16 protein-coding genes are annotated in these 22,683 nt (G+C 44.9%); 4 read left to right on the top strand and 12 right to left on the bottom strand.

Annotation, left to right across the window (positions count from 1 at the left end; all coding sequences use genetic code 11):
* Positions 1-3: 3 nt before the first annotated feature.
* Entirely contained in the window at positions 4-222 is a 219-nt protein-coding gene (locus HQN88_RS22215) for a helix-turn-helix domain-containing protein (RefSeq protein ID WP_216855781.1), read from the bottom strand.
* Between the two features lie 322 nt (positions 223-544).
* Positions 545-2,818: a heparinase II/III domain-containing protein gene (locus tag HQN88_RS22210; protein ID WP_173116598.1), complete on the bottom strand. Its 2,274-nt coding sequence runs from the start codon at positions 2,816-2,818 to the stop codon at positions 545-547.
* Between the two features lie 176 nt (positions 2,819-2,994).
* Between HQN88_RS22210 and HQN88_RS22205 the strand changes: the two genes are divergently transcribed.
* From HQN88_RS22205 to HQN88_RS22195, 3 genes are all read left to right on the top strand, one after another.
* Positions 2,995-4,110 (top strand): GntR family transcriptional regulator, encoded by a 1,116-nt coding sequence (locus HQN88_RS22205; protein WP_173116596.1) that lies wholly within the window; start codon positions 2,995-2,997, stop codon positions 4,108-4,110.
* A gap of 328 nt (positions 4,111-4,438) precedes the next feature.
* Positions 4,439-6,070 carry a sensor histidine kinase gene (locus HQN88_RS22200; RefSeq protein WP_173116594.1) on the top strand — a complete coding sequence of 544 codons (1,632 nt, stop codon included), beginning with the start codon at positions 4,439-4,441 and terminating at the stop codon, positions 6,068-6,070.
* A complete protein-coding gene (locus HQN88_RS22195; protein ID WP_173116592.1) occupies positions 6,067-7,626 on the top strand; it encodes a response regulator transcription factor in 1,560 nt (519 codons plus the stop codon). The genes HQN88_RS22200 and HQN88_RS22195 overlap by 4 nt, the downstream gene beginning before the upstream one ends.
* Positions 7,627-7,701: 75 nt before the next feature.
* On the opposite strand, the gene HQN88_RS22190 is transcribed toward HQN88_RS22195, so the two are convergent.
* Genes HQN88_RS22190 through HQN88_RS22175 form a run of 4 tightly spaced genes read right to left on the bottom strand, consistent with a single transcriptional unit; the run spans position 7,702 to position 14,337 of the window.
* On the bottom strand, positions 7,702-10,803 hold the full coding sequence (locus tag HQN88_RS22190; RefSeq protein ID WP_173116590.1) for an alpha-mannosidase: 3,102 nt from the start codon (positions 10,801-10,803) through the stop codon (positions 7,702-7,704).
* 17 nt (positions 10,804-10,820) lie between these two features.
* Positions 10,821-12,416, bottom strand: coding sequence for a type 2 periplasmic-binding domain-containing protein (locus HQN88_RS22185; RefSeq protein WP_173116588.1), 1,596 nt, complete (start codon positions 12,414-12,416; stop codon positions 10,821-10,823).
* A 55-nt stretch (positions 12,417-12,471) separates the two neighbouring features.
* A complete protein-coding gene (locus tag HQN88_RS22180) occupies positions 12,472-13,359 on the bottom strand; it encodes a carbohydrate ABC transporter permease (protein WP_173116586.1) in 888 nt (295 codons plus the stop codon).
* 21 nt (positions 13,360-13,380) lie between these two features.
* On the bottom strand, positions 13,381-14,337 hold the full coding sequence (locus HQN88_RS22175; protein ID WP_216855780.1) for an ABC transporter permease: 957 nt from the start codon (positions 14,335-14,337) through the stop codon (positions 13,381-13,383).
* Between the two features lie 474 nt (positions 14,338-14,811).
* On the opposite strand from HQN88_RS22175, the gene HQN88_RS22170 reads away from it, so the two are divergent.
* Positions 14,812-15,213: a helix-turn-helix domain-containing protein gene (locus HQN88_RS22170; protein ID WP_173116584.1), complete on the top strand. Its 402-nt coding sequence runs from the start codon at positions 14,812-14,814 to the stop codon at positions 15,211-15,213.
* Between the two features lie 17 nt (positions 15,214-15,230).
* Here the strand turns inward: HQN88_RS22170 and HQN88_RS22165 are convergent, their stop codons facing one another.
* The 6 genes from HQN88_RS22165 to HQN88_RS22140 all read right to left on the bottom strand — a co-directional run bounded on the left by HQN88_RS22165 (position 15,231) and on the right by HQN88_RS22140 (position 22,659).
* Complete coding sequence (locus tag HQN88_RS22165) at positions 15,231-15,920, bottom strand: metal-dependent hydrolase (protein ID WP_173116582.1); 690 nt, start codon at positions 15,918-15,920, stop codon at positions 15,231-15,233.
* 122 nt (positions 15,921-16,042) lie between these two features.
* Positions 16,043-17,344, bottom strand: a complete 1,302-nt coding sequence (locus HQN88_RS22160; RefSeq protein WP_246320391.1) for an ABC transporter substrate-binding protein — start codon at positions 17,342-17,344, stop codon at positions 16,043-16,045.
* A 76-nt stretch (positions 17,345-17,420) separates the two neighbouring features.
* Positions 17,421-19,010 carry a response regulator transcription factor gene (locus tag HQN88_RS22155; protein ID WP_173116580.1) on the bottom strand — a complete coding sequence of 530 codons (1,590 nt, stop codon included), beginning with the start codon at positions 19,008-19,010 and terminating at the stop codon, positions 17,421-17,423.
* Between the two features lie 9 nt (positions 19,011-19,019).
* On the bottom strand, positions 19,020-20,861 hold the full coding sequence (locus tag HQN88_RS22150; protein WP_173116578.1) for a sensor histidine kinase: 1,842 nt from the start codon (positions 20,859-20,861) through the stop codon (positions 19,020-19,022).
* 52 nt (positions 20,862-20,913) lie between these two features.
* Positions 20,914-21,726 carry a carbohydrate ABC transporter permease gene (locus HQN88_RS22145; protein WP_173116576.1) on the bottom strand — a complete coding sequence of 271 codons (813 nt, stop codon included), beginning with the start codon at positions 21,724-21,726 and terminating at the stop codon, positions 20,914-20,916.
* 12 nt (positions 21,727-21,738) lie between these two features.
* Positions 21,739-22,659 carry a carbohydrate ABC transporter permease gene (locus HQN88_RS22140; RefSeq protein WP_173116574.1) on the bottom strand — a complete coding sequence of 307 codons (921 nt, stop codon included), beginning with the start codon at positions 22,657-22,659 and terminating at the stop codon, positions 21,739-21,741.
* Between the last annotated feature and the right edge of the window lie 24 nt (positions 22,660-22,683).

Genomic DNA, 22,683 nt, shown 5'->3' with positions numbered 1-22,683 from the left:
ATTTCAAGCAATGTTGATTTGAAAAAGCTCCTCTAACTCCATTTCCAGTACTTCGCTTAATCGCTTAGCCGTTGATGGACCCACTGATTTAATCGATCGTTCAAGTAAACTTATGTACGCATGGCTCAGGCCAGAATGCCGTGCCAGCTCTCGTTGCGAATAGCCTTTCTTGACCCTTGCCTTGATGAATGCATCTGTTTTGGCTTTAATTTGAATATGCATCGGCGTTGAATGTCAGTCCCCCATCCTCACTTCGTCCTATTTGAAGTATACCGCATTTATTCACTAATGCAACAATAAAAGTTTACATTAGTAATCAAAGTTACCACTGTACGGAATAGCAATGCGAAAAAAAGGCAATGCTCGGTGGGGTTCCGAATGCCTTTTTTTCTACGATACGTGAGGTTGTGTCATCTGCCATTGTTCCTAAACTGCCCGTTGCAAACATTCCTTGATAATATGCGGAACCTACGAATAGAGGCAGCAGTCGCCCTCCATCGCATGACGCAATTTATTATGAGTAGGCCGTTAAAGTAGTAGACAATCAACCAGGACGCCTTGATGGCATTATTGTCTTTTGAGAAATGACGATAACTCCGTTGTCATCGGAGATCAACACTGCATCTCCTTCCGTTGTAACTCGCTGCGGCATAACCGCTGGCCGCACCTCGGCGCGAAGGTATGGCTGGCCACGCAGCGCGACAGAAACCTCCGCTGGGCTTAGCTCCAAACAAGCTGTCGCTCTGGACATCGAAGCGAATAACGTATGTCCACTATGGCGGAGAACGCTTCCATACCCGATGAAGCAGCGCTCGACGTTCGTCCAGTCCTCTTCTTCAGTACCTTCAGGTCGGGTTACCGCAACAAGGTAGGCATCCGTTTCCCAGCCATTCAACTTACGAATGCAATTTTGATGCATGATCCGGCCATCAGCCCGAAGGTTCAAGTACACATCCGTCTGCTTACCGTCTGACAGAATGCGTACACCAATCATTTCGTGTCCCTCCAGAGCAGTCACGTTTGGGAGCGGCTGCCCCGACTCTACCGGTATCACAGCGGTAATAAATTTAGCCTCAGCAACCGATTCGCTAGTTTCAAATGACAAATACGTCGTTATTGTATCCGGAGCATGATCCGCTAGGCCCTCTTTTTGCTGAATAACCAGGTCTTGCGGAAATAGATGCTTAACGATGACACTGGCATCGCCGTTCGTTACACGCACGGAGCGATTCTCCGCGACATCGATTTCCCCTTCGAAATGCATCAGCCATTGCAGATTACCTTTTTCATGCGCCCGCACATCGTCAATGATAACGATGACATCGTCAACCCAGAGGAAATGACGGAAATTCCTCGAGAAATGCCGAGACATCGGGCCCGTTGCGTCCGCGTATACATAACGAATGCCGGCATGATCCACCAGATGGTACACTTGTCCAGGCTCCTTCACGCCCCGAGGCACATCCGACCTCAGCTGCCCCTCGCCGTTAAAGAGCACCACATTATGCGCTTCGCTCTGCACGTAGTAGTTGAGATATTCCGGTCTTTCGTACGAGCAATTACCGGAGTCGATCAAGAGCGCCCGCCCTTTATGATACAGAACAAATGAACCCGCATCCGCATGTGCATGATTCCAAGAAAAGCCGGACTTCACCGCCAGCAGCGTACGATCTTTCTCCCAACTGTCGCGCATTGCTACCCAACCGATATCTCCATAGATAACCGAAGTCTCGGCTTCAGACGGAGGGTTGGAGCTCCCCTGCCAAATACGTTCGTGCTGAATAAAATCATAAAACCCATACTCCGCCTGCCATTCTTTCAGATACCAACGTAACCTTGGATCTTCAAGCCCATTCGCCAACAGCATCTTCGCCGCCTGAACGGCACCTGTGTAGAAATCGCCGTCACCAAAATTAACGGTTAGTGGCCGCTCGGAAGCTGGATATGTCGTATGCAAGAAGAAGTCTCCTGCCTTGGACAGCACAGGAATGTCGGAGAAATCCGTATGCCCGAACGAGGTTTGATAGGCCAACCGAAATACTAGATATTCATACAACCCGTAATCGGCATAATTCAGACTTTCATAGAAGGCTCCGGCTTCGTCGTAATTCAAACTTTTATTACCCAACACACTTCCTTTGTATAGGAAATATTCCGGAAAAATGCGAACAATCTCACCAAGCCATGCGTTCGCATCCCCTTCCTCGTTCATAACGGAGAGGACGCCAACACCCGCAAGTCCGATCATTACTGCCCACCAATTATGACCCATGGAATCGAGCGTATGGATACGTGTGTCAGCAAAAACCCAATCCTTCAGCGTAGGCAGTACACCAAGCTCCAGAAACCCCCGACGAACGGTACCGCGCTCTTCATCACTAAGCAAATCGTAAATGCAGTCGTAGCCGACGGCATACCCGTGGCAAAAGCGAGACGTATTCAACTCCGAATGCCACGATGGATCGTTTCGAAGCAGACCTTTCCCGTACCATTTCTGATAGGTACTATAATGAAGTAGCGCTTCTCGCAGCTTCTCACCATAGTGCCGCTCCCCCGTTACTTGATACACAAGGCCAAGGATCGTCCCCATCTTCGCAACTTGCTCGCTGGGCGGTCCATAGCGACCATGCTGAGAATCTTCTCCGTCCGCCTGTGCTTCATCGGTAAAGGATTCTCCCAGCATCCGATCAGCCTTAGCCACATAGGTATGCCATTCCCGTGCCAGATCTGCATTCTGCTGAAGCTGTAGTCGGAACCGCTCTACCCACGCCCGATCAAAATATAAATACGGATGGGGCTTCTTGTTCATCTCTACCATTGTTCACTCTTCCTCCTATTGTTACGATTTCTGCTGCAAAGGGCATATACTATTTCTGATTCCAGTCTGAATGTGACACAACGTGCGTGTTTGTGTAGCATAACTTGCACTCCTTTACGAATATATAAATAAGTTGTATATTTGTTATATTCTTAATACAAGGGGAAATGAAATGTATGTCTAGCACACCGGCAAGGATTCCCATGTACATTCAATTAAAAACTTACATTATGAACCAAATTCAGCAAGGCATCTGGCAGCCCGGTGACAAGCTGCCCTCGGAGAATGAGCTTGCCGAACAGTTCGACGTCAGCCGCATTACGGTTAAAAACGCGATGGCCGATATCGTGGAACAAGGCCTGATCTACCGCATTCAAGGCAAAGGCTCCTATATCGCCGACAACGCATCTCCGCCATTTCTGGCATACGAGCCTAAGGAAACCATGGGTTCATGTGTAGCCTTCCTTATGCCTCGTCTTGACAATCTGTTTACCGCCAACTTAATGACCGGCATTGAACAGGAACTGGCTGCGCATGGTTATCACCTCATCTTTCGACTGACCCACGATAGGCAGGATTTGGAAATTAAACAACTGAAAGAACTTACCCAACTCGGGATGAAAGGTATTATTATTTACCCTGTGGAGGGCGAAACTTTTAATAATGAAATCCTGAAGTTAACCCTGGGCAATTATCCGCTTGTCATCGTAGATCGGTATTTGCGCGGACTTGACGCCAACTGTGTAAGCTCCGATAATTTTGCCGGCGCGTACGATGCTACCAAACATTTGACAAGTCTCGGTCATACCAAGATCAGCTTCATCAGCACCTCGATCACCGGCACAACGAGCATTGAAGATCGGCTCCGCGGATACGAGCAGGCTTTGAGCGATGCCGGACTGTTCATCGACTATCGACTGCGCCTAATTCCGAACAGCGGTTTGCCGGTCTATGACCAAATCAAGCAGTATATCCTGGACAATCCGGACGTTTCCGCCATCGTAACGACGACTTCAACGATCGGCCTGTTCGCCATGAAAGCTGCCCGAGACTTAGGTCTCAACGTTCCGAGGGATCTATCGGTTGTCTGCTTCGACGACTATGAAAAGTCCGAACTATCGGAAGTTCCGCTAACCTATGTCAATCAGAACGAGAAGCTGATAGGCAGCGAAGCCGCGAAACTGGTGCTCTCCTTGATCCAGAACCCCAGTCAAGAACGTCGCAACATGGGGCTCACAAGCGATCTCGTTGTCCGCGACTCGACGACAAGTCCGAATCCCGCTCGATCCTAGCGCGTTATCACCAGAGATAGGACGCCTTCGATACCTTCGATGCCTTCTTACGTGCATTACAACATTCATGTTCTATTAATTTATATGTTGTATATTCATATATAACATCATTGATTACCATGGAGGTGATTCCGATTAAAGCGAAAATTCAATATCAATTTTCATCTACTATTTGTTTCTTTCCGTCATCCCGCTTCTCGCACTTTCCTATTATTCTTACTACAACATTAAAACTAACGCTCAAAAAGAGCTTGTTAATACGATTTCGTTTGATATACGTCAAAGCCAGGCTTCCCTTGATGATCTCTATACAAGGTTTCAAAAGTATATGGACATCTTGTCGAATTCAACCACTTTCTATAGTTTCGTTCTCTCAGGGTTAAGCGACATCAAGCACGGGGATATCCAGCATGCCAAATATACCGGAACGATGAGCCTTGACCCTCAAATCAAAAGCTTGTTTGCAACCGACGATGTCGTTTCCGCCGCCATGGTTGTCATTGACGGACGCGTCGTGTACAGCTACAAGTCCTTCGTTTCCGTTACCACTGACTTCAAGAACAATCCGATCATTGCCAGCACCGAAGCTAGCCCTAATATGCGCTGGTTCAGCAATCAACTCACCCCTTTCGGCGTATTCGAAGGGAAATATTCAATCATCACCAAAAACATTTATAATATTATGGGAAATAATCCATCTGAGAGCCTGTGCCAAATTATTCTGCTGGTCAAACAGCAAACGATGAATGATCTTCTAAGCAACCAGCTCCGATTCTCCGACAGCATCATTCGCGTATTGGATACCGACAATACGGTGATTGCCGGAAACGACCATCTTCTCCCGATTAGCGATCATCGTATTGCATCCATGACACAGCAGCTTCCACCTAATCAGAGCTTGGATAATATCTCGTATCTCGATAACTTTTTTGTTTTACTGAACAAGTCGAATGTGACCAATTGGCGTATCGTCCAACTGTCCTCATCGAAACATGTCACCGAAGCTTCTTCAGCAATTATTCTCTTTTCTATCATTCTTGTCGTAGCCTTACTGATGCTTATGATTCTGTTTTCTTTTTTTATTTCGAAAGAGATACTGCTCCCGATTAAGCGACTGGCCAATGCCATGAAAAAGGTCGGAGAAATGAATATTAAAATGGCCGTCGCGCCTAATTCCAAAAACGAAATCAGCCAAATTGCAAGCGGATTCAATCAAATGGTGGAGCGCATCGACAACTTATTTCGGCATACGATTGAAATCGAACACCAGAAACGTAAATCCGAGATCGATATGCTTAAATATCAAATCAATCCCCATTTTTTATACAACACGATTAACTCCATTCGTTTTTCAGCAATGAAACATAAGGATGAAACGACAGCCCATATGCTAGTCACATTAAGTCGATTGCTTCGTAATACACTTAGTCATCCCAGCAATGTGATAGCTTTGAGAGAAGAGATGCAGAATATTCAAGACTATATCCGTTTGCAGCAGTTGAGGTATGATAACCAGTTGCATGTTGAATATCAGATTGAGGAATATACCTCGCATTTGCTGGTGCCGCATATGATTTTGCAGCCTATCGTGGAAAATTCCATCATGCACGGCTTGAATCACAATTTGAATACGGGCGCCAAAGCAAGCATCATTTTATCCTCTTATCTTAAAAATAATACGACCCTCGTTCTCTCTGTTCACGATAACGGAATTGGAATATCACGCTCCATCAAGGACAACTTGCTCGATCATCAACCGACAACTACCTCGGATTCCCTGCGAATCGGCTTTGTGAACATCCACAAAAGAATCCGGCTCCAGTACGGAGAACCTTACGGCATCGAAATCGAGAGTGTGGCAAGTTCTTTCACCAACGTGTATATCATTTTACCGATACTCAATAATATGGAAGATGCGGACGCTCACTTTATCGGCGAAGGAGGTGCAAGCTATCGATGAATGCCATTATTGTCGACGACGAGCCTTATGTCAGACAAATGCTTAAGACCATGATTCAATGGGATCACTTGTCTTTAAATTTGGTAGGCGAGTTCTACAATGGGCAAGATGCCTATGAGCGGATTAAGGATGATACGCACATCGACTTGGTCATTACGGACTTGAGAATGCCGATCATGGACGGTTTACAGCTGATCAAAGAGTCATTAGTCATTAGACCCAACATCACCTTTCTTGTCATTAGCGCCTTTAACGAGTTTCATTTGGTCAAAGAAGCCTTCTTGCTAGGTGCTAAAGATTATTTATTGAAATCGGAAATGACAGAAGAGCATATTAACCACACCTTATCCAATCTGCGGTTAAACGATCGCCCACAATTAGCCGCCATCTCCAGCAAAGATTTGATGAAAGAGACGTTATTAAGCCGGCTGGCAGCGGAGAATATTAAGGCAAGCGATCTCGACACCTTGCAGGAATTGCTGTGCAATCAGGAAAAAAAGCGCGTAACCTTACTTCTATTGCGATTGAATAAACTTGATGCACATGCCGCCACACCTGAGGCAACCATGAAGGAGACGATCGCGATGTGCCTCTCTCCTGACGAAGAGATTCTCGCCTTTAGCAGTCAGGCGCACGTCGAAATTATTCAGACATCACCATTTGAATATTTAATTCTTACGCTCTATGCCAGGCAGGAATCCGAGAGTTGCATCATGCAACATGTAAGACATGCCATTGGCACTTTTCGTCCAAATGGATTCCGTATCAACCTCGGTGTAAGTCGTGTTTCTTGCGATTTTTCCTCGCTGCCGCAGCTCCTTCATGAGGCGAGGCTGTCCGTTGATTATTGCTTTGTTGCAGGCAACGGTTCAATCATTCCATATTCGGCACAATTCGAAGAGACACCACCGCTGACAATCGATAGCCGACAACAAATTTCCATTTTAAAGGACCAGTTGAGTGCCATCCTTTTTGACAAACGCAAACCGGACATTCAGAAGATAAGCATTACCCCACAATTCGTGAGTGCCAGTCATATTCGGGCGATCAAAGAGCTTTACATGAAGTATCATTTCATTCTCATGGATTTTGCGTTGCAAAACGGGCTTTACGGCGAATTGCGCGAGCTAAGCAAAACGTATGAAGATCACTTAAAATTCTATGGTGATTTGGATTCGCTGAATAAATGGCTGTCCTCCGCGATTTCCATCGTGAAGGCCCATAATGGTGAGAATTCAATGATCAACCAGGTTAAGCATTACGTGGAAGAAAATTATATGTCCGATATTAACCTGCAATCCGTGGCCAACAAGTTAAATATCAACAGCAGTTATCTCAGTCGTCTGTTCTCAGAAAAAGGGGATACCACATTTACCAATTACCTGGCGCACACTCGTATCACCAAAGCGATTGAATTTATAAAGTCATCCAACCTGAAAATTTATGAAATATGCGAAAAAGTGGGTTATACCTCCCCTGAACATTTCAGCCGAACATTCAAAAAAATGACTGGGAAAAGTCCAAAACAATTTATGGACGGCCGGGAACAAAGATAAACAGAGCTACTTGCAAATAGGTTAAAAAAATAAATCTGCCATATATTTTCGGCAGATTTATTTTTAATTGCTGCTTTACTCGGAGTAGCTAATCTTCATTGTTTTAATTTCAAAAGGCTTAAAGCTAAGTACGATCTCGTTCTTCGCTTCTAACGGCTCTATATCTTCCTCCAGCATATTGGTGAGCGTCGCTTGGCTCATATCATCCGCAAACGCCAGCGTCGAATTCGTATAGGTCCCCTCTGCTTCGTACAACCTAACGATATAAGCCTTCTCGTTATCTTCACATGGCTTGATTGCTTCAATGATTACATTAGGCTCGCTTACGCGAATGAATGAATCGAGGCTGCATACGCCAGGCAAGATGATTGGTTTATAATTGAACGCATAGGCAGGCTTGATGACGGAATCTGCATCGAAACCGCTATGATGCGGCAGGAAGGCGTATGAACAGCTGTGCTCGCCTTTGTCTCCCCTGTAATCCGGTCGGCAACCACCTTTATGAAGCGTCAGCCCTAACTGAGATTGGTGAACGGATATACCATATTTGCAATCGTTTAACATCGCGACACCGTACTTGTTTTCCGACAAATCGGTATATTTATGATTGCATACTTCGAATTTTGCTTTTTCAATATCCGTATTGCGTGTCGTTGGACGCTTGATATACCCGAATTGCAGCTCTTGCCTCGCAAAATCCGCAAAAACACTCGTATCGAAGACCGTCTTTAACAATCGGTGATCATCTTGCCAATTCATCAGCGTCTCGAACTTCACTTGCTTACTATTACCATAGAAAATGACATCCTGCAGCAAGCTCGATTTGGCAGTCAGTTTATAGTGATTGCGAATTCTAAATTCCACGAGTCCTTCGGATACGATTTCGCTCGAGAGCAGCTCGGCGCTGTCCTTGAACTTCAGTTCAACATCTGCATCAATATCCCAACTGTCCCAAGCGGTCGGGACATCCTCTGCCATCAGCAGCGTATTCAACGCATAACCTTGCCCTCTAAGCTCCCTGTTTAAACTCTTATCGATCAACGATGCGAGATACTTCTTCTCGTTAAAAACCACTTTGTAAAATGGCGTATCCAGCGTATTGTTCTCGTAATGGAAGCAAGAGGCTTGACTTGGTTCGCCTTCCACCTGCTCCAGCACCTCAGACGATAAAGCCTTTATTGTGACACCCGCGACTGCAAGCTGCTTGCACCCCCACAGATCGGTTACTCGCTGCTGTGCGTAATCTCCTTGGATCACGCAGCCATCGATAGCCTCTACATAAATCGTATCGCTGCGATCAAAGGATAAGGTGTTCATAATCGAGACTTTATTGACCGATGGTTGGACAGGCACGACGTTTCGGATCAGCTTATCCGCTTGCTGAATAAGGTGTGTCGTTTCCAAGATACTGCGGTCATGCACGTCCGGAATCGACGTTCCTGGCAAAACATCATGAAATTGATTAATTAGCAATGTCTCTACGAGAGGCTTAATCTCGGTATCTCGGCATATCTCATCTCGGTTGACCGCATCTCTCACCGTAAAATATTCCAAATCATGCACGCGAATCTCGGACAAACGATTGTTGCGTTTGATTGTATGCTGATTGGTTAACGTGCCCCTGTGAAGCTCAAGATACAGCTCACCTGCATATACGGGTGGGTTCGTCAACGACTGCTCCAGTCTCTGCATGAAATCGCCAACGAACATTGTCTCCACTCTAGGACAGCCTTCCAAATCACTGCTTCTCCGCGCCATTTCAATCATTTCAAATTGCGGGCCGCCGCCGCCATCACCATACCCGTAGGCTAGCAGGCGCATATTGGAAACCGTTTTGTCCGTTATGGCATCCTTGGAGCGATGTCCGTCCATGACGGAGTCAATACAAGTTTCTGGATCCGGCCACAGATGCGTTTTGTTCAAGTGCGACAACACTCTCGTTCCATCCAGCCCTTGCCAATAAAAGGTGTCGTACGGAAATTTATTCGTATCGTTCCACGACATCTTGGTCGTCAAGAAGTAGTCAACTCCGCACCCCTTCATGATCTGTGGGATGGATGGACTGTATCCGAACGTATCCGGCAGCCAGAAGCAGTTCGACGTATAGTCAAAATGCTCCTGCGTGAATCGCTGCCCCCAGACGAACTGCCGCAGCATCATTTCCCCGCCAACCAAATTGCCGTCGCATTCGATCCAAACCGCACCATTCGGTTCATACCGACCGGCTTTGACCGCAGCTTTGATTCTCTCAAACAAAGCTGGATAATGTTCCAGCATCATTTTCCCGTGATAAGCGGAACTTTGAACAAACTTATACTCCGGATACTGCTCCATTAGGCTAAGCTGATTCGCATAAGTGCGCGCGCACTTTTTAACAGTCTCATCAATCGTCCAACGCCATGCCGTATCCATATGAGAGTGACCAATGACTGCGGCAATCGGAGCCAGAGACGTATTCTTATACTCGTACAACGGTTTGATCAGCAGACTAGCTCGCTCAACAGCTTCTTCAAACAGTTCCGGCTCAATATTATCCGGAGAATAATAGAGAACCTCATGAATGTGTGTTAATGTCCTGATGATATTCGCACGGACAAAACTGTTCTTATCCAATGCGCCTGCCATTTGGTTAAAGGTTTTCAGGTCGAAGTAAAAGTCGGCTATTTTATGGTTTTTCACACAAATGTCCACCGCCTCATACTTGTGCATAAAGTCGGAGCGCGGAGATTCGGCCAAAGGCTGGCTCGCCGCTGAAAAATGCCCCGCGTACGACTCCAGCGCAATCTCAATAACTTCGCCGCCACGAACTGCCGACTTAAGTAAATCGCAGTAATGATTGCCATGGCTTAATGTAAACGTCCCATAAGGTGCTCCGTTAACCCATAACAGTGTCTCGTGGCCTCCGACATGCGGTTTCAGAAACAAGGTTTGTTGTTCCAGTTCTGACTTGACTGTGTAGCTTCCTTTCAGCCAGCAGTACTGGCCCTCGCCGCCCCAGACCTCGCCTGGGCTTGCCTGAACGAACAACGAGCTCTCCGGTATGCGATGGAGCCTTTCCGGCGTTCTGTAAATGCCTACGTTAAGTGTATCTACTTTCGTGAACATGTACGGCTCGATCGTTTTTTCAAAACGCTTGAGCTTGCCCAGCATTCGTTCTGTTTGTTTGTCATTCAGCATAGCGTTCAACGTTCTCCTTACTTCTTGTTATACAATCGGTTAGCGTTCTTCACTAACTCATCGCCAAGTTGTTTTTTCCAATCTGCTATGAACGTGTCATAATCTTTAATCGATTTCTCGCCAACGATGACAGATGTGAACATGGTGTTCCATTGCGTCGCGTATGTTTGATTTTTACCATCCAGCGTTTCACCAGATTCAGAAGTGATTGGCCCTTCAACCGTCGGCTTATCAGTGGTCACAAGGTAATCCACATTTTTCTTGCTGTACAATCCGCTGTCATCAAACAACAACTTCTGTCTGTTTTCTTTAACAAAAGTAGGAAGCACTTTCGCATTCACGTCGTCCGTCGCATCAAAAGCGCCATTAAACGGCCAGCCGAAGCCTTCTTTGGCTTTCGCATCATTCGTCGAGAATTCCTGTTTGATTACAGGAGCGCCATTAACAAGGGTATAGTTCGTATCTTTCAAGCCATACTTGGCAAGTGTAAACAGCTCCGGATCGCTGAAAATTTTATCCCACGCTGTCATGATTTTATGCAGCTTATCCCGATCTTTCTCTAACTTTTTGTTGAAGAAGACAATGTTAGTAAACATCGGCGCATTAGCGACAATACCCTTGCTGCCGTCTCCCAGCGTTGGGAATGGCGCCCAATCCAGCTTGGCATTCGGATATTTCGCTGTTAGCTTCGCACCAATACTTCCTTCATCAAAAGGCGGATTGATTTGGAGCGTCGTATTGTAATATTGATAAAAAAGTGCGTTGTTATTGACAAACTCATCAGCTGGTGCAGATGTATTTTGGTACATCGTGTAGTACTCCGGATTGATGTAGCCAGCCTTATACCATTTGTTAAGCTGAATCAGCGCTTCTCTCATCCCAGGCATAAATGGTGCATATTGAATCTGGTTATCCTTATAGATCCATGCATCGCGCCGCACACCATATGCGGAAAGGAAATAATACATAGCTTGGGCTTCTCCGCCGTTTTGAACCGTGATTGGGTAATTGTTCGGATATTTTTCCTTATACTTTTTCAAAACAATTTCCCAATCGGCAATTGTTTTGGGCGTACTAACCCCAAGTTCTTTCAAAATGTCAGAACGGATAGCAACGCCATATGGTAGAGAGTTGCCCAAAGCTCCGTTGTTAAAACCTTTGAGCTTGCCATCTCTGGACCAGAGATCGAGAATGTGACTTTTTTGATTGCCCGCTCTGCTGACGAATGATGCATAAATGTTGGGAGCGTATTGCTTAACTTCGTCCTCCGTCAAATTGGCTGCCGAGTCAAACAGTGCTTTGCTGCTTGTAATATAGCCGCCGTAGACATCCGGCATCTCACCAGAAGCAACGAACAAGTTCAGCTTGGTGTCATAGTCTGCATCGGGCACAGCCGTAATTTTCAAGTCAACTCCAAGCTTTTCATTCAGCTGTCGAATGACTTCCGAATTAGGATTCGGCTGAATTCGTGTCGTAAAGATATTAATAGTTGGCCTTTCCGTCTTCTCTTTCTTGGTGTCTGTGCCTGTGCTCGATGTTGAACAACCCGCAAGAACAGCAACAGCAGCCGTGGTCAAAACCAGTGATGCAGAAACACTTTTGACAAATTTCATCGACAATTTCCCCTTTACGTACATCATTTATTTGGACTAGCCTTTGAAACCAATATTAACCTTTCACAGCACCAATCATAATTCCCTTCACAAAATATTTCTGCAAGAAGGGATATACCATAATAATCGGGATCGTGGTGACGAGCAGGATAGCTGCTTTTACAGATTCAGCGGTATATCGCTGACCGGACATGTCGACATTTTCAATTCCCATGACATTAGCCAAAGCAGCATCTTGTGCATTATTAAGCACATCTCTTAAAATAATTTGCAATACTTTAATTTCACCATTCGAGATATAGATCATGGCATCAAACCAGGAATTCCATTGACCAACCATCGACCACAACGTCACAGTTGCAATGATGGGGGTAGAAAGCGGCAATACGATTGTGAAAAAGATAGAAAAGTCGTTCGCACCATCCATGTATGCGCTCTCTTCAACTTCAACAGGTAGTGATGTGAAGAAATTCCTAATAATGACAATTGTATAAGCACTGCATAACCCAGGAATGACCAAAGACCAGACCGTATTGAGCATATGCAGCTCCTTGATCAGCAAATACGTCGGAATTAACCCGCCACCGAAGAACATCGTAAATATAATGAGGCCCATCCACATTTTTCTGCCAAGCAAATACCGTTTGGATAGCGGGTAGGCAAGCATCGCCGATACGACAACCGTTAGAACGGTACCCAAGACCGTGCGCAGTATCGTCCAGTAGTAGGATTCAAGTAAAGAACCAGTTGCAAAGATCTGCTTGTAGGCATCAACCGTTGGATTTCCCGTAAACATATGGAGCCCGATTTTGCTCGATTCATCCGGAGGGCTTATTGAAATAACGAACTGCTGTACAAACGGGAACACAATCGTTACACATATGAATAACATGATCCCGACATTAACAACATTGAATACCCTTTCGCCTACGCTTTTTTTCATGTGTACGCTCTTTCCTTTCTGTCAGAAAACTGTGTAGTTCGAAAGCTTGCCTACAATCCAATTTGAGAACAATACAAGGATGAGCGCAATGATACTTTTCGCAATGCCAACAGCTGTGGAGAAGCTATATTGCATATCAACTAAGCCTACCCGATAGACAAACGTATCAATAATATCCGCAGTTGGCATCACCATGGAATTGTATAAGTTAAAAATTTGGTCGAATCCACCGTCGAGAATACCGCCAAGCCCTAGGACAAAGAGCATACAAATCGTTGGCAAAATACTTGGAATCGTGATATACCAGCACTGTTTGAATCGCCCTGCTCCATCAATGACAGCCGATTCGTACATGTCCGAATTAATGCCGGCAATCGCGGCTAAATAAATGATACTGCCGTAGCCGATTTCCTTCCACACGTTAGAAAACAGGAGTATTTGGAGGAACGATTGACCGTTTCCTAGTAGAATCCGAGGCTGCCAGCCAAATGCTTCGCAAATTAAGCCATACAGTCCGTAGCTAGGCGAAACGAGTTGGAAGATCAGACCCGCGACAATAACCCACGAAAGGAAATGTGGAAGATATGAAATCGTTTGCACAATTCTCCTAAATTTATTGGAGACTAGCTCGTTTAGCAATAAAGCAAAGATAATCGGCGCCGGGAATCCTATGGCAATTTTCAGGATGCTGATTTTCAACGTATTTGCCGTAACCGTCCAGAAGTATTTCATTTCGAGCATCTCGCGAAAATACTTAAATCCAACCCACGGACTGGCAAATACGCCATCTTGCGGACTATAATCCTTGAAAGCAATCAGAATGCCATACATGGGGCCGTACTTAAAAACTAGAAAGTATACCATACCAGGCATTAACAATAAGAATAGAAACTTTTGCTTCATTAACTTGGGGAGGAGGCGGGATTTCTTACTTGGGGTACGAATGCCCAATCCTGCCTGCTCTTGAACAGCGCTCATAATCATCTCCTGCTTTCTCATCTTTGTTTGACAAACGCATCTTCGAATGCGCTTTCTTTTTGTTGCTAGTGTGTTTGCATGCACTTATTGTATCGCCTATAGGATTGAAAATTAATGATTTATCTTTACAAATCCTGACGTATTTTTACTATGGCTCATGGATGCTTTTTCCTTTATTGCCGCCTGATCGATGCACGCTAGACAACTTCGGGTTGAATTGCTGTCACTCTTTGTTGTATTTGTTTTGATAACGATACAGCGGCGGACAAACTGAAAACCACCCTACGATGGTTAGTCGCGAGGTGGTTGGCTGTTATACTGCATTTCAGAAGTAAACATTCACTAACGATCTTTATTTCCCTTGATCTTCCTAATTCATAAGTTGCGCATAAACTCATCGTTGTAATTACTATAGTAAACTGATAGTATTATAACGTTTACTAATGTTTACTTTCGGAGTGAGGATGAACAGCTATGTACTTTTACGATAAATTAAGAGATATGCGCAAAATGAAAGGCTTCACAATCCGTGAGCTAGCTGATCGCTCTGGTGTTTCCGCGGCATACATCTCACAGCTCGAGAATGGCAACCGCGGAATTCCTTCTCCCGACGTCTTGATGAAACTATCTGAGGGGCTTAACACCTCTTACTCGGAGCTGATGGATATTGCTGGTTATCTTGAATCCTCTCAAGCAAACCAACAGTTTGAAAGCAATCCGGTTAATCTGCGGCGTTTTCTTCGTGAAAATGAGCTCATGTTCGATGGTATTATTTTAACACCTGAAGATAAGGAATGGGTGGAGCGCATGCTTACCGTCCTATTCTGGAAAGAGCGTCAATTAAACAAAAACACCGAAAGTGAACCCTCCTCGTGATGGATCCACACTTTGGTTTACAGCTTGATTTCTTGTCCTGGTGCCATCACTAAGCCTATGATGCCTTCTTCTTCCAGGCTTGCAACAAATGCATTCGGATCCTGCTCAATCACAGGGAACGTGTTATAGTGCATTGGGACAACAGTATCAGCTTTCAAATATTTCGCAGCGATCACCGCATCTTCCGGCCCCATCGTGTAGTTATCCCCAATCGGCAGAAAGGCCAGATCAATATCATTCATTTTGCCAATCAGCTTCATATCTTTAAATAGACCCGTATCCCCAGCATGATAGATGGTTTTCCCTTCGACCATTAGCAAGAATCCACTCGCCATCCCCGTATATATGTTGTCCTTCGTGCCTGGCGGATTATAGGAAGAATCGTGAAACGCTAACGTCAATTTCACTTTACCAAAAGGAAACTCAAAGGCCCCGCCGATTCCCATCCCGTGTGTTTTTGCCCCTTCGAAGCCCAGATATCTGGCTAGATCATTAGGAGCAATTACAGTTGCATCATTGCGCTCTGCAATAGATAACGTATCCCCAACATGATCCCCATGTCCATGAGTAACAAGGATGTAATCTGCCTTGATGTCTTCCGCTTTGACGGTTGCTTGCGGATTACCGGTAATGAAAGGGTCTATAATCAGTGTGTGATGCTTCAAACGAATTTCGACACAACTTTGTCCGTGGAAAATAATGTTCACTTATTTCAGCTCCTTTGCCTTAATAAGTTGATTTTATCATAGGTGCTTCCGTGAATGAAAATTGTTCCAAAACAAACAAATATCCCCTCTCGAAAAGTTCCGAAAAGGGACATTTATACAGCCTAATTGGCCAACACGCTATTCATTTTCTTTTCTAGTTGTACGAGTCCTTCTTCTGGTTCCATGCCACCCATTACGATACTTTGGAGCTCTTCGGACAGTGTTGTAAACATCGTCGCATATTTATCCGTTTGTGGTGCAAATTTAACATGATGTTGCGCTTCGATAAACAGCTTTCGATAAGGCAATTGCTTATAGGCATCGCTTTGAAGGACTGCTCGATTGGCGGGTACATGCCCGGCTTGGCCCCATAACATGGAACCTACCTTAGAGAAATAAGACATGAATGCCATAGCCGCACGTTGTTTATCCTTCGTTACATAACTAGGAATCACCAGTGTATGTGAACTCCCCCATTGCATCGAACTGCCGAATAGAGCTGGAAGCGGCATGATCCCTGCCGGAAGGGAAGCTTCACTTAAATGATAGCCTGCTTCCCAAACACCGCCCATCCATAGTGCAGCCTTGCCGTTGTGAAACGTATCCCACGGGGTCTTATCGTTCACATCGGAAAGCTTGCTTGCATAGATCTGTTGATAAAATTTCAATACACGAATGGATTTGTCATTATGGATGCTAATCTTAACCTTGCTATCATCCAATAATTCGCCGCCTGCTTGATAATACATATTCAGGAATGGCTCTTGAAAATAAGGCGTATTGATAGCCAGTGGCTCTATATTCGGCACTTTAGCTTCGATCTGATGCAGCATTTGAATAAATGCATCTGGCGATGAGACCGCCAAGTTAGGTGTTTCATCGTCATTCAATAAACCTGCTTTTTTCAAAATCGCTTTATTGTAATACAACATGTGAAAATGTGTGTCTAGCGGTAACGCATAGGGCTTGTTCATGAAGCTCACACTTCGAACATTGCTCTCCTCTAAGTCCTTAAAATCAAATCCAACCTCACTCGCCAAATCGTCCAATGGCATGATTTGCTTCGCCTTTACGAACGGTGACATCCGATCAACATGAGCAACAGCTACATCCGGGCCTTTCCCCGAAGAAAGCGCCGTGCTTAATTTCACATAATATTCGTTCGATTCCAAGCGAAGCTGCTTCACGTAGACAGCCTTCTGTGAAGTATTGAAATTTTGAACAATACGCTCCACGAACTCCCCTTCACCACCGCCGAATGGATTCCAGAACGAAATTTCCACGGGCGCTGCTATGCTCGCTACTTTGTTCTCAACACCTTGCTTCTGATGATTGGACAGAATGGAGCATCCCGTAAGCACGATAGTGAGCGTCCATATACATCCGACTCTGATGCCCCGTTTGATCTTTTTTTTATCTAACAATCCGATCCCCCCCTTCCTCCTCATGACTGACAACTAACAAGTCCTCGGTAAGCGTTTGCAATCAAGGATAAGAAGACTACGATGATTTGTCTTCTTTGGCTCGAACACGATATTCCGATGGGGATTGACCTGTTATTTTCTTAAATACTTTCGAGAAATATTTCGGGTCTGGAATGCCTACCAAATGGCCAATATCCGCTGTCTTGAGCTCACTTGTTAATAAGGTCATCGCTTTCTCAATACGAATCCTCGTCAAATACTCCAGGAAGCTTTCGCCCATTTCTTTTTTGAACAGGTTAGCAAAATAATTTTTACTTAAGTGCACCAGAGAGCTAATCGATTGCAGCGAAATCTCTTGTTGATAGTACTGCCCGATATATTGCGCCGCCTTAATAATGCCGTTGCGATCACTATGATACACACCGATCATATGGCGAACGAGTTCCTCAAATGCTTGTAGGAACCAAGCTTTACTCATTTGAATCGTTTCTAGTTTGGATAATTGCTCATAGTACTGTTTCTTTAATTGGAGGATGCTTTGCTGATCACTTGCCACCTCTGACCATAGCGTCGTGAGTAAAATTAGCAGCTCCAGCGAAATAATTTCCACGAGATCGTAATCTTTGCGAGCCGTAAGCTGTTCGAAAATATCCTCCAAATACGCCTGCAGCTCTTTCGTTTGAAAAGCATACACCATCGCATGAATATGCGTTGTGCTCACTTTAATATTGTCGGCCATCTGATTTTGTAAGGGCACATAATCAATGCCATAGAGAATGGCTCGTTCAGATCCTATGAACATTTTATATTTCGCGGCGGCTTTCGCTTGCTCGTAGGCTTGATGCAGCCCAGACCAATTCGACGTGCTCATACTAACCCCTACTGTGCAGGACATGTCACAATGCTCATTGAGATAGAGAAGCACAGACTGTACCCCTGTCTTCAACTCAGCCAAGCCCATGGCCGTCATTTTCACCGCAAAAAGAAGTATATTCATTTCCCCTTGCCGATCAGGGAAAGCCTCATAGGCAGCGGCCCAGGCAGTCGTCGTCACTTCCGCAAATGCCTTGCGTATCAGTGCTTGCCCCTCCTCCACACTTTGCGACCACTCATTCTTTACAAGATGAAGCACGTACAACGGTAGCTTATCGTCGGAGAGCCTCAAGCTTTCTACGATTTGCCTAGTGCGTACAGGGTTCATTTCTTCAAGGAGCTCCAGCATCCGTTTTTCTTTGACGAGAGGCTCTACCTCACTCACTGAATGCGTCTGCTCACTTGCTGGTGATGCCGCTACGATTGAATCCCTGACTCGCAGCAGTGTTTCCTCCAGATCACGTGGCATCATATCCGATTTAATCATATATTCGGAAACCCCATTACGAATCGCTTCTTTCGCATACTGGAAATCCTCCAAATTGCTAAGAATGACTATTTTCATATGAGGATAAGATTTACGTACTTCCGTAATTAACGTGATGCCATCCATAACGGGCATTTTGATATCTGTGATGAGAATATCAGGTGGGTTCTCGCGGATCAACGCCAACGCTTCTTGCCCATTCGCTGCTTCACCGCTAACCGTCAAGCCAAGCTTATCCCATTCAATCATCGAGCGAATTCCGAACCTCACAATATATTCATCTTCCACTATCACAACTCGAAACATGCTCTTCACCTACTTCATTTCTGGCAGTCTGATACGAATTTGTGTACCCGCTCCAGGTTCACTTTGAATATCTAAGCCATAGGGCTTCCCACAAATGAGTTTAATACGCTCATCCACGTTCGCTAAGCCAATCCCACTTACTTTATCAACCGAGGGAGCCTCATGCCGATTAAGAATTTGAACAAGGCTTGCATCCATACCACGCCCATTATCCACGACCTCGAAGCGTACTCCACCTTCTGGATGGATGCCGCACCGAATATGAATTTCGCCTGTTTCTCTATCTGTAAAAGCATGAAGGATCGCATTCTCTACAATGGGTTGTAGAATCAGCTTTGGCGTACGATACGTACGAACTTCCTCATCCAAATGAACGAATGTCTCAATATTAAAATTAAATCGGAATTTTTGAATGCCCAGATAACACTGCACATGCTCGATTTCTTCTTCTATTGTTACTGTCTCTTCGCCTTTACCTAAGCTAATCCGCAACAAGCGGGATAAGAGACTGACCATCTCAGCCGCGTGGTTAGCTTTCTGCAAGAGTGCAGTCCACTTAATAATATCCAGTGTATTATACAGGAAATGCGGATTAATTTGCGCTTGTAACGCCTTCAATTCCGCTACGCGCTTATGATTCTGTTCCTCATATACGGTCTCCAAGAGACCATCAATCCGAGTAACCATATAGTTAAAATTTTCGCCCAAAATATCAAATTCATCATTGCGACGCTTTGCTTTGAAACGGACGGTCAGGTCACCTGACATGACTTGGCGCATCAGCCGAATCATTTTGAGAATCGGCTTGGAGATTGAATTTGCTAGCAAGATTGCCGTCAAGATGGAGAATAAGATACATATGAAAGCGATCACTAAAATAATTTGCAGCAAACGATTCGAATCTTTATATAGGGAAGCCTCTGAAATGACATTAACGACGATCCAGTCGTTGGTGTGCAGCTTTTTATAATTGACAATCAATCTTTCGCCTTGATATTTCAGTGGAAACACGGATTCGTCTGCGGCCCCACGAAACATTTCTGTGTAGCCGTCTTCACCCAGCACTTCTTTCACACTTTTCCCCAATACACGACTGTCTGGGTAAGAGATGATGTGTCCTGAACCATCAATAACAAAGCTTTCTATATCCATATTACTCTTCGTCGTCCGAGCACCGATTTCTTTCAGTACATCCTCGCGGATGTCCAGTACGGCAATGATCCCAACGGGACTATCGTCCGACATTTTGTATATTTGCTTGGCCAGTGAGAAGACGTGAACGTTTTGCGTGTTTAGGCTATCGACATAAGTTCCCAACCGCGTGGAAAACCACCGAAAGTTGCTTCCATCCTCCAAGGTCTGCAGGAAGGGAGATACCTTCTCGATAGACCGATCGTTCCATCTATATATCCCTTTGATAAAATGACCCGGTGAAAGAAACGAAATCGACTGTATATCCTGATTAATCGCAATAATGGTCGATAGTTTCGTAGTCAGAGATAGACTATCTAGATCATATTGCCCTGGATCTGTGCGATCCAACGTCCGCAGCATCGTGACAATGTCATTGTTATTAACGACCTGCATCATCATATCTTTGTAAATGCCAAGTCTTGTGTCGATATTCTCCGCTGTTTGCTTCAATAACTGCTCCGAGTATTCCGTTACTTTATTGTTAATCGTAGACTTTGATATCGAATATGAAATAAACCCCAGGGCAAGCAGGGGTGTTAGCGAAAAAAGGAACAGCAACAGCATCCACTTATAGCGAATGCTGCTCGTCCATGTATACATCCATGAAGGAATTCGTTTGTGGCGTTGTCGCGTCGCAACCTCTGATGCTTGGGCCATTGTTGTAGCAACCCTTTCTGGGAAGAGAATCGAACTGGTAGATATAGACCTTTTAACCTTTAATCCCAGACATGGCCACCCCTTGCACAATTTGACGCTGGAGGACAGCAAACACCAAAATCGTTGGAATTGCCGCAATGGCACTTGCCGCCATAATCAGATTTAAGGACATCGTATTATTCGACAAAAATGTCGGTAGTCCTGCTGATAAGATCATGTTCTCTTGCGAGGTAATGGAAAGATACGGCCACAAGAAATTGTTCCACGATAAAATAAAGTAGAAAATCCCGACAGAGAACATAGCAGATCTAGTAAGCGGGAGACAGATCCGATACCATAAACCAAAATTTCTACATCCGTCGATTTGTGCTGCTTCGATATAATCCTTGGGGACACCGTCCATGAACTGCTTCAAGAGCAGAATGCCAATTGGATTCGTGAGCCCGGGCAGAATAATCGCCCACATGTTATCAATCAGCTTCAGATGCAGCGTCGTTTCGTATAAGGGGATCAGAATCGCTTCCGTAGGAATTAACAAACCAGAAACGATAACCAAATAGAACAAACCTCTGGACTTGAAAGGCAGTTTCGAAAAGGAGAATGCCGCCAATGAGCTGAAGATGAGTGAAATAATCGTTGTCAGTACACCGATAACAGCGCTGTTCCACGTCCATCTCAGGATCTGCGAATCTTTGATCACCTTCGTATAATTATGAAAGTGTAAATCCGAGAGATTCACCCAATCACTTAGTCCAGAGACATTGACGCCATCCGGTTTCAACGACACAAGCAGCATCCAAATTAATGGAAACATAAATAAGAGAGCCAGGATCACGGCGATGATGTTAATTGCGATTCCTTTCATGTTCAACCTCCGTCAATCTTTTCTGTCTGTTAATTTAAACTGTACAACGGCGAGGAGCAGCATGATGACGCAGAATACGATGGATTGAGCCGAAGCAAGCCCGAACATGTCCTTTTTGAACCCCGTGACATAAATGTAGCGAATCATGGTATTCGTGGAGTCCCCTGGACCTCCGCCTGTCATGATCTGTACTTGCCCAAACAATTTTAAACACGAGATAATTTGATAAAATACTTGTATTTGCATGACTCTAGACAAACCTGGTAGCGTAATATGAATGAATTGCTTCCAAGCGCCAGCGCCATCTATTTTCGCAGCTTCATAATGATCCGTAGGAATTTCTTGCAAACCAGCTAGGAACAGTACCATCACGAAACCTACTGACCACCAATCGGTTGTTAGGGTAATGGCCCACCAAGCGAAATGTTTATCCGTCAGCCAGTGAATGTCACCAGGTACACCAATGAGGTGCAAGAATGCGTTAATCGGGCCATACTTCGAGTCGAAAAGTCGCAGCCATATGAAACTAATGACCGAAACGGATAGTACATAAGGCAGGAAAAACATGGAACGAATGAGCGTTCGAAAGCGGAGGTTCTGATTAATCAGCAGCGCCAAAATGAGGCCGAGAACGATGATTGTCGGTGTACAGATAAGGACAAAATAAATCGAGTGCCATACATACAGATAGAAATTCGAATCACTAAAAATCTTTTTATAATTCGCTAAGCCAACATATTTCTGCATCCCCTGAATGCCCCATACGTGCAAGCTCATCCAAGCTCCTCGCCCAACGGGCCACAGATAGAAAATGGCAAAAGGGATCAGAAACGGCAGCAGATACAACAATGCTTTCATTTCCAAAACGATGCGTAACGGTTTACGTTCGCGGAGGACCCATGTCCGATCTCGCTCACTTACTTTTGTCTCCATTGGCTCTTCTCCTTGTTTCTTTCT

The organism is Paenibacillus qinlingensis (assembly GCF_013204845.1).
In the GTDB taxonomy this organism is placed as follows: Bacteria; Bacillota; Bacilli; order Paenibacillales; family NBRC-103111; genus Paenibacillus_E; species Paenibacillus_E qinlingensis.
Note: the sequence above shows the minus strand (reverse complement) of the source record. Positions and strands in the feature narration are given on the sequence as shown.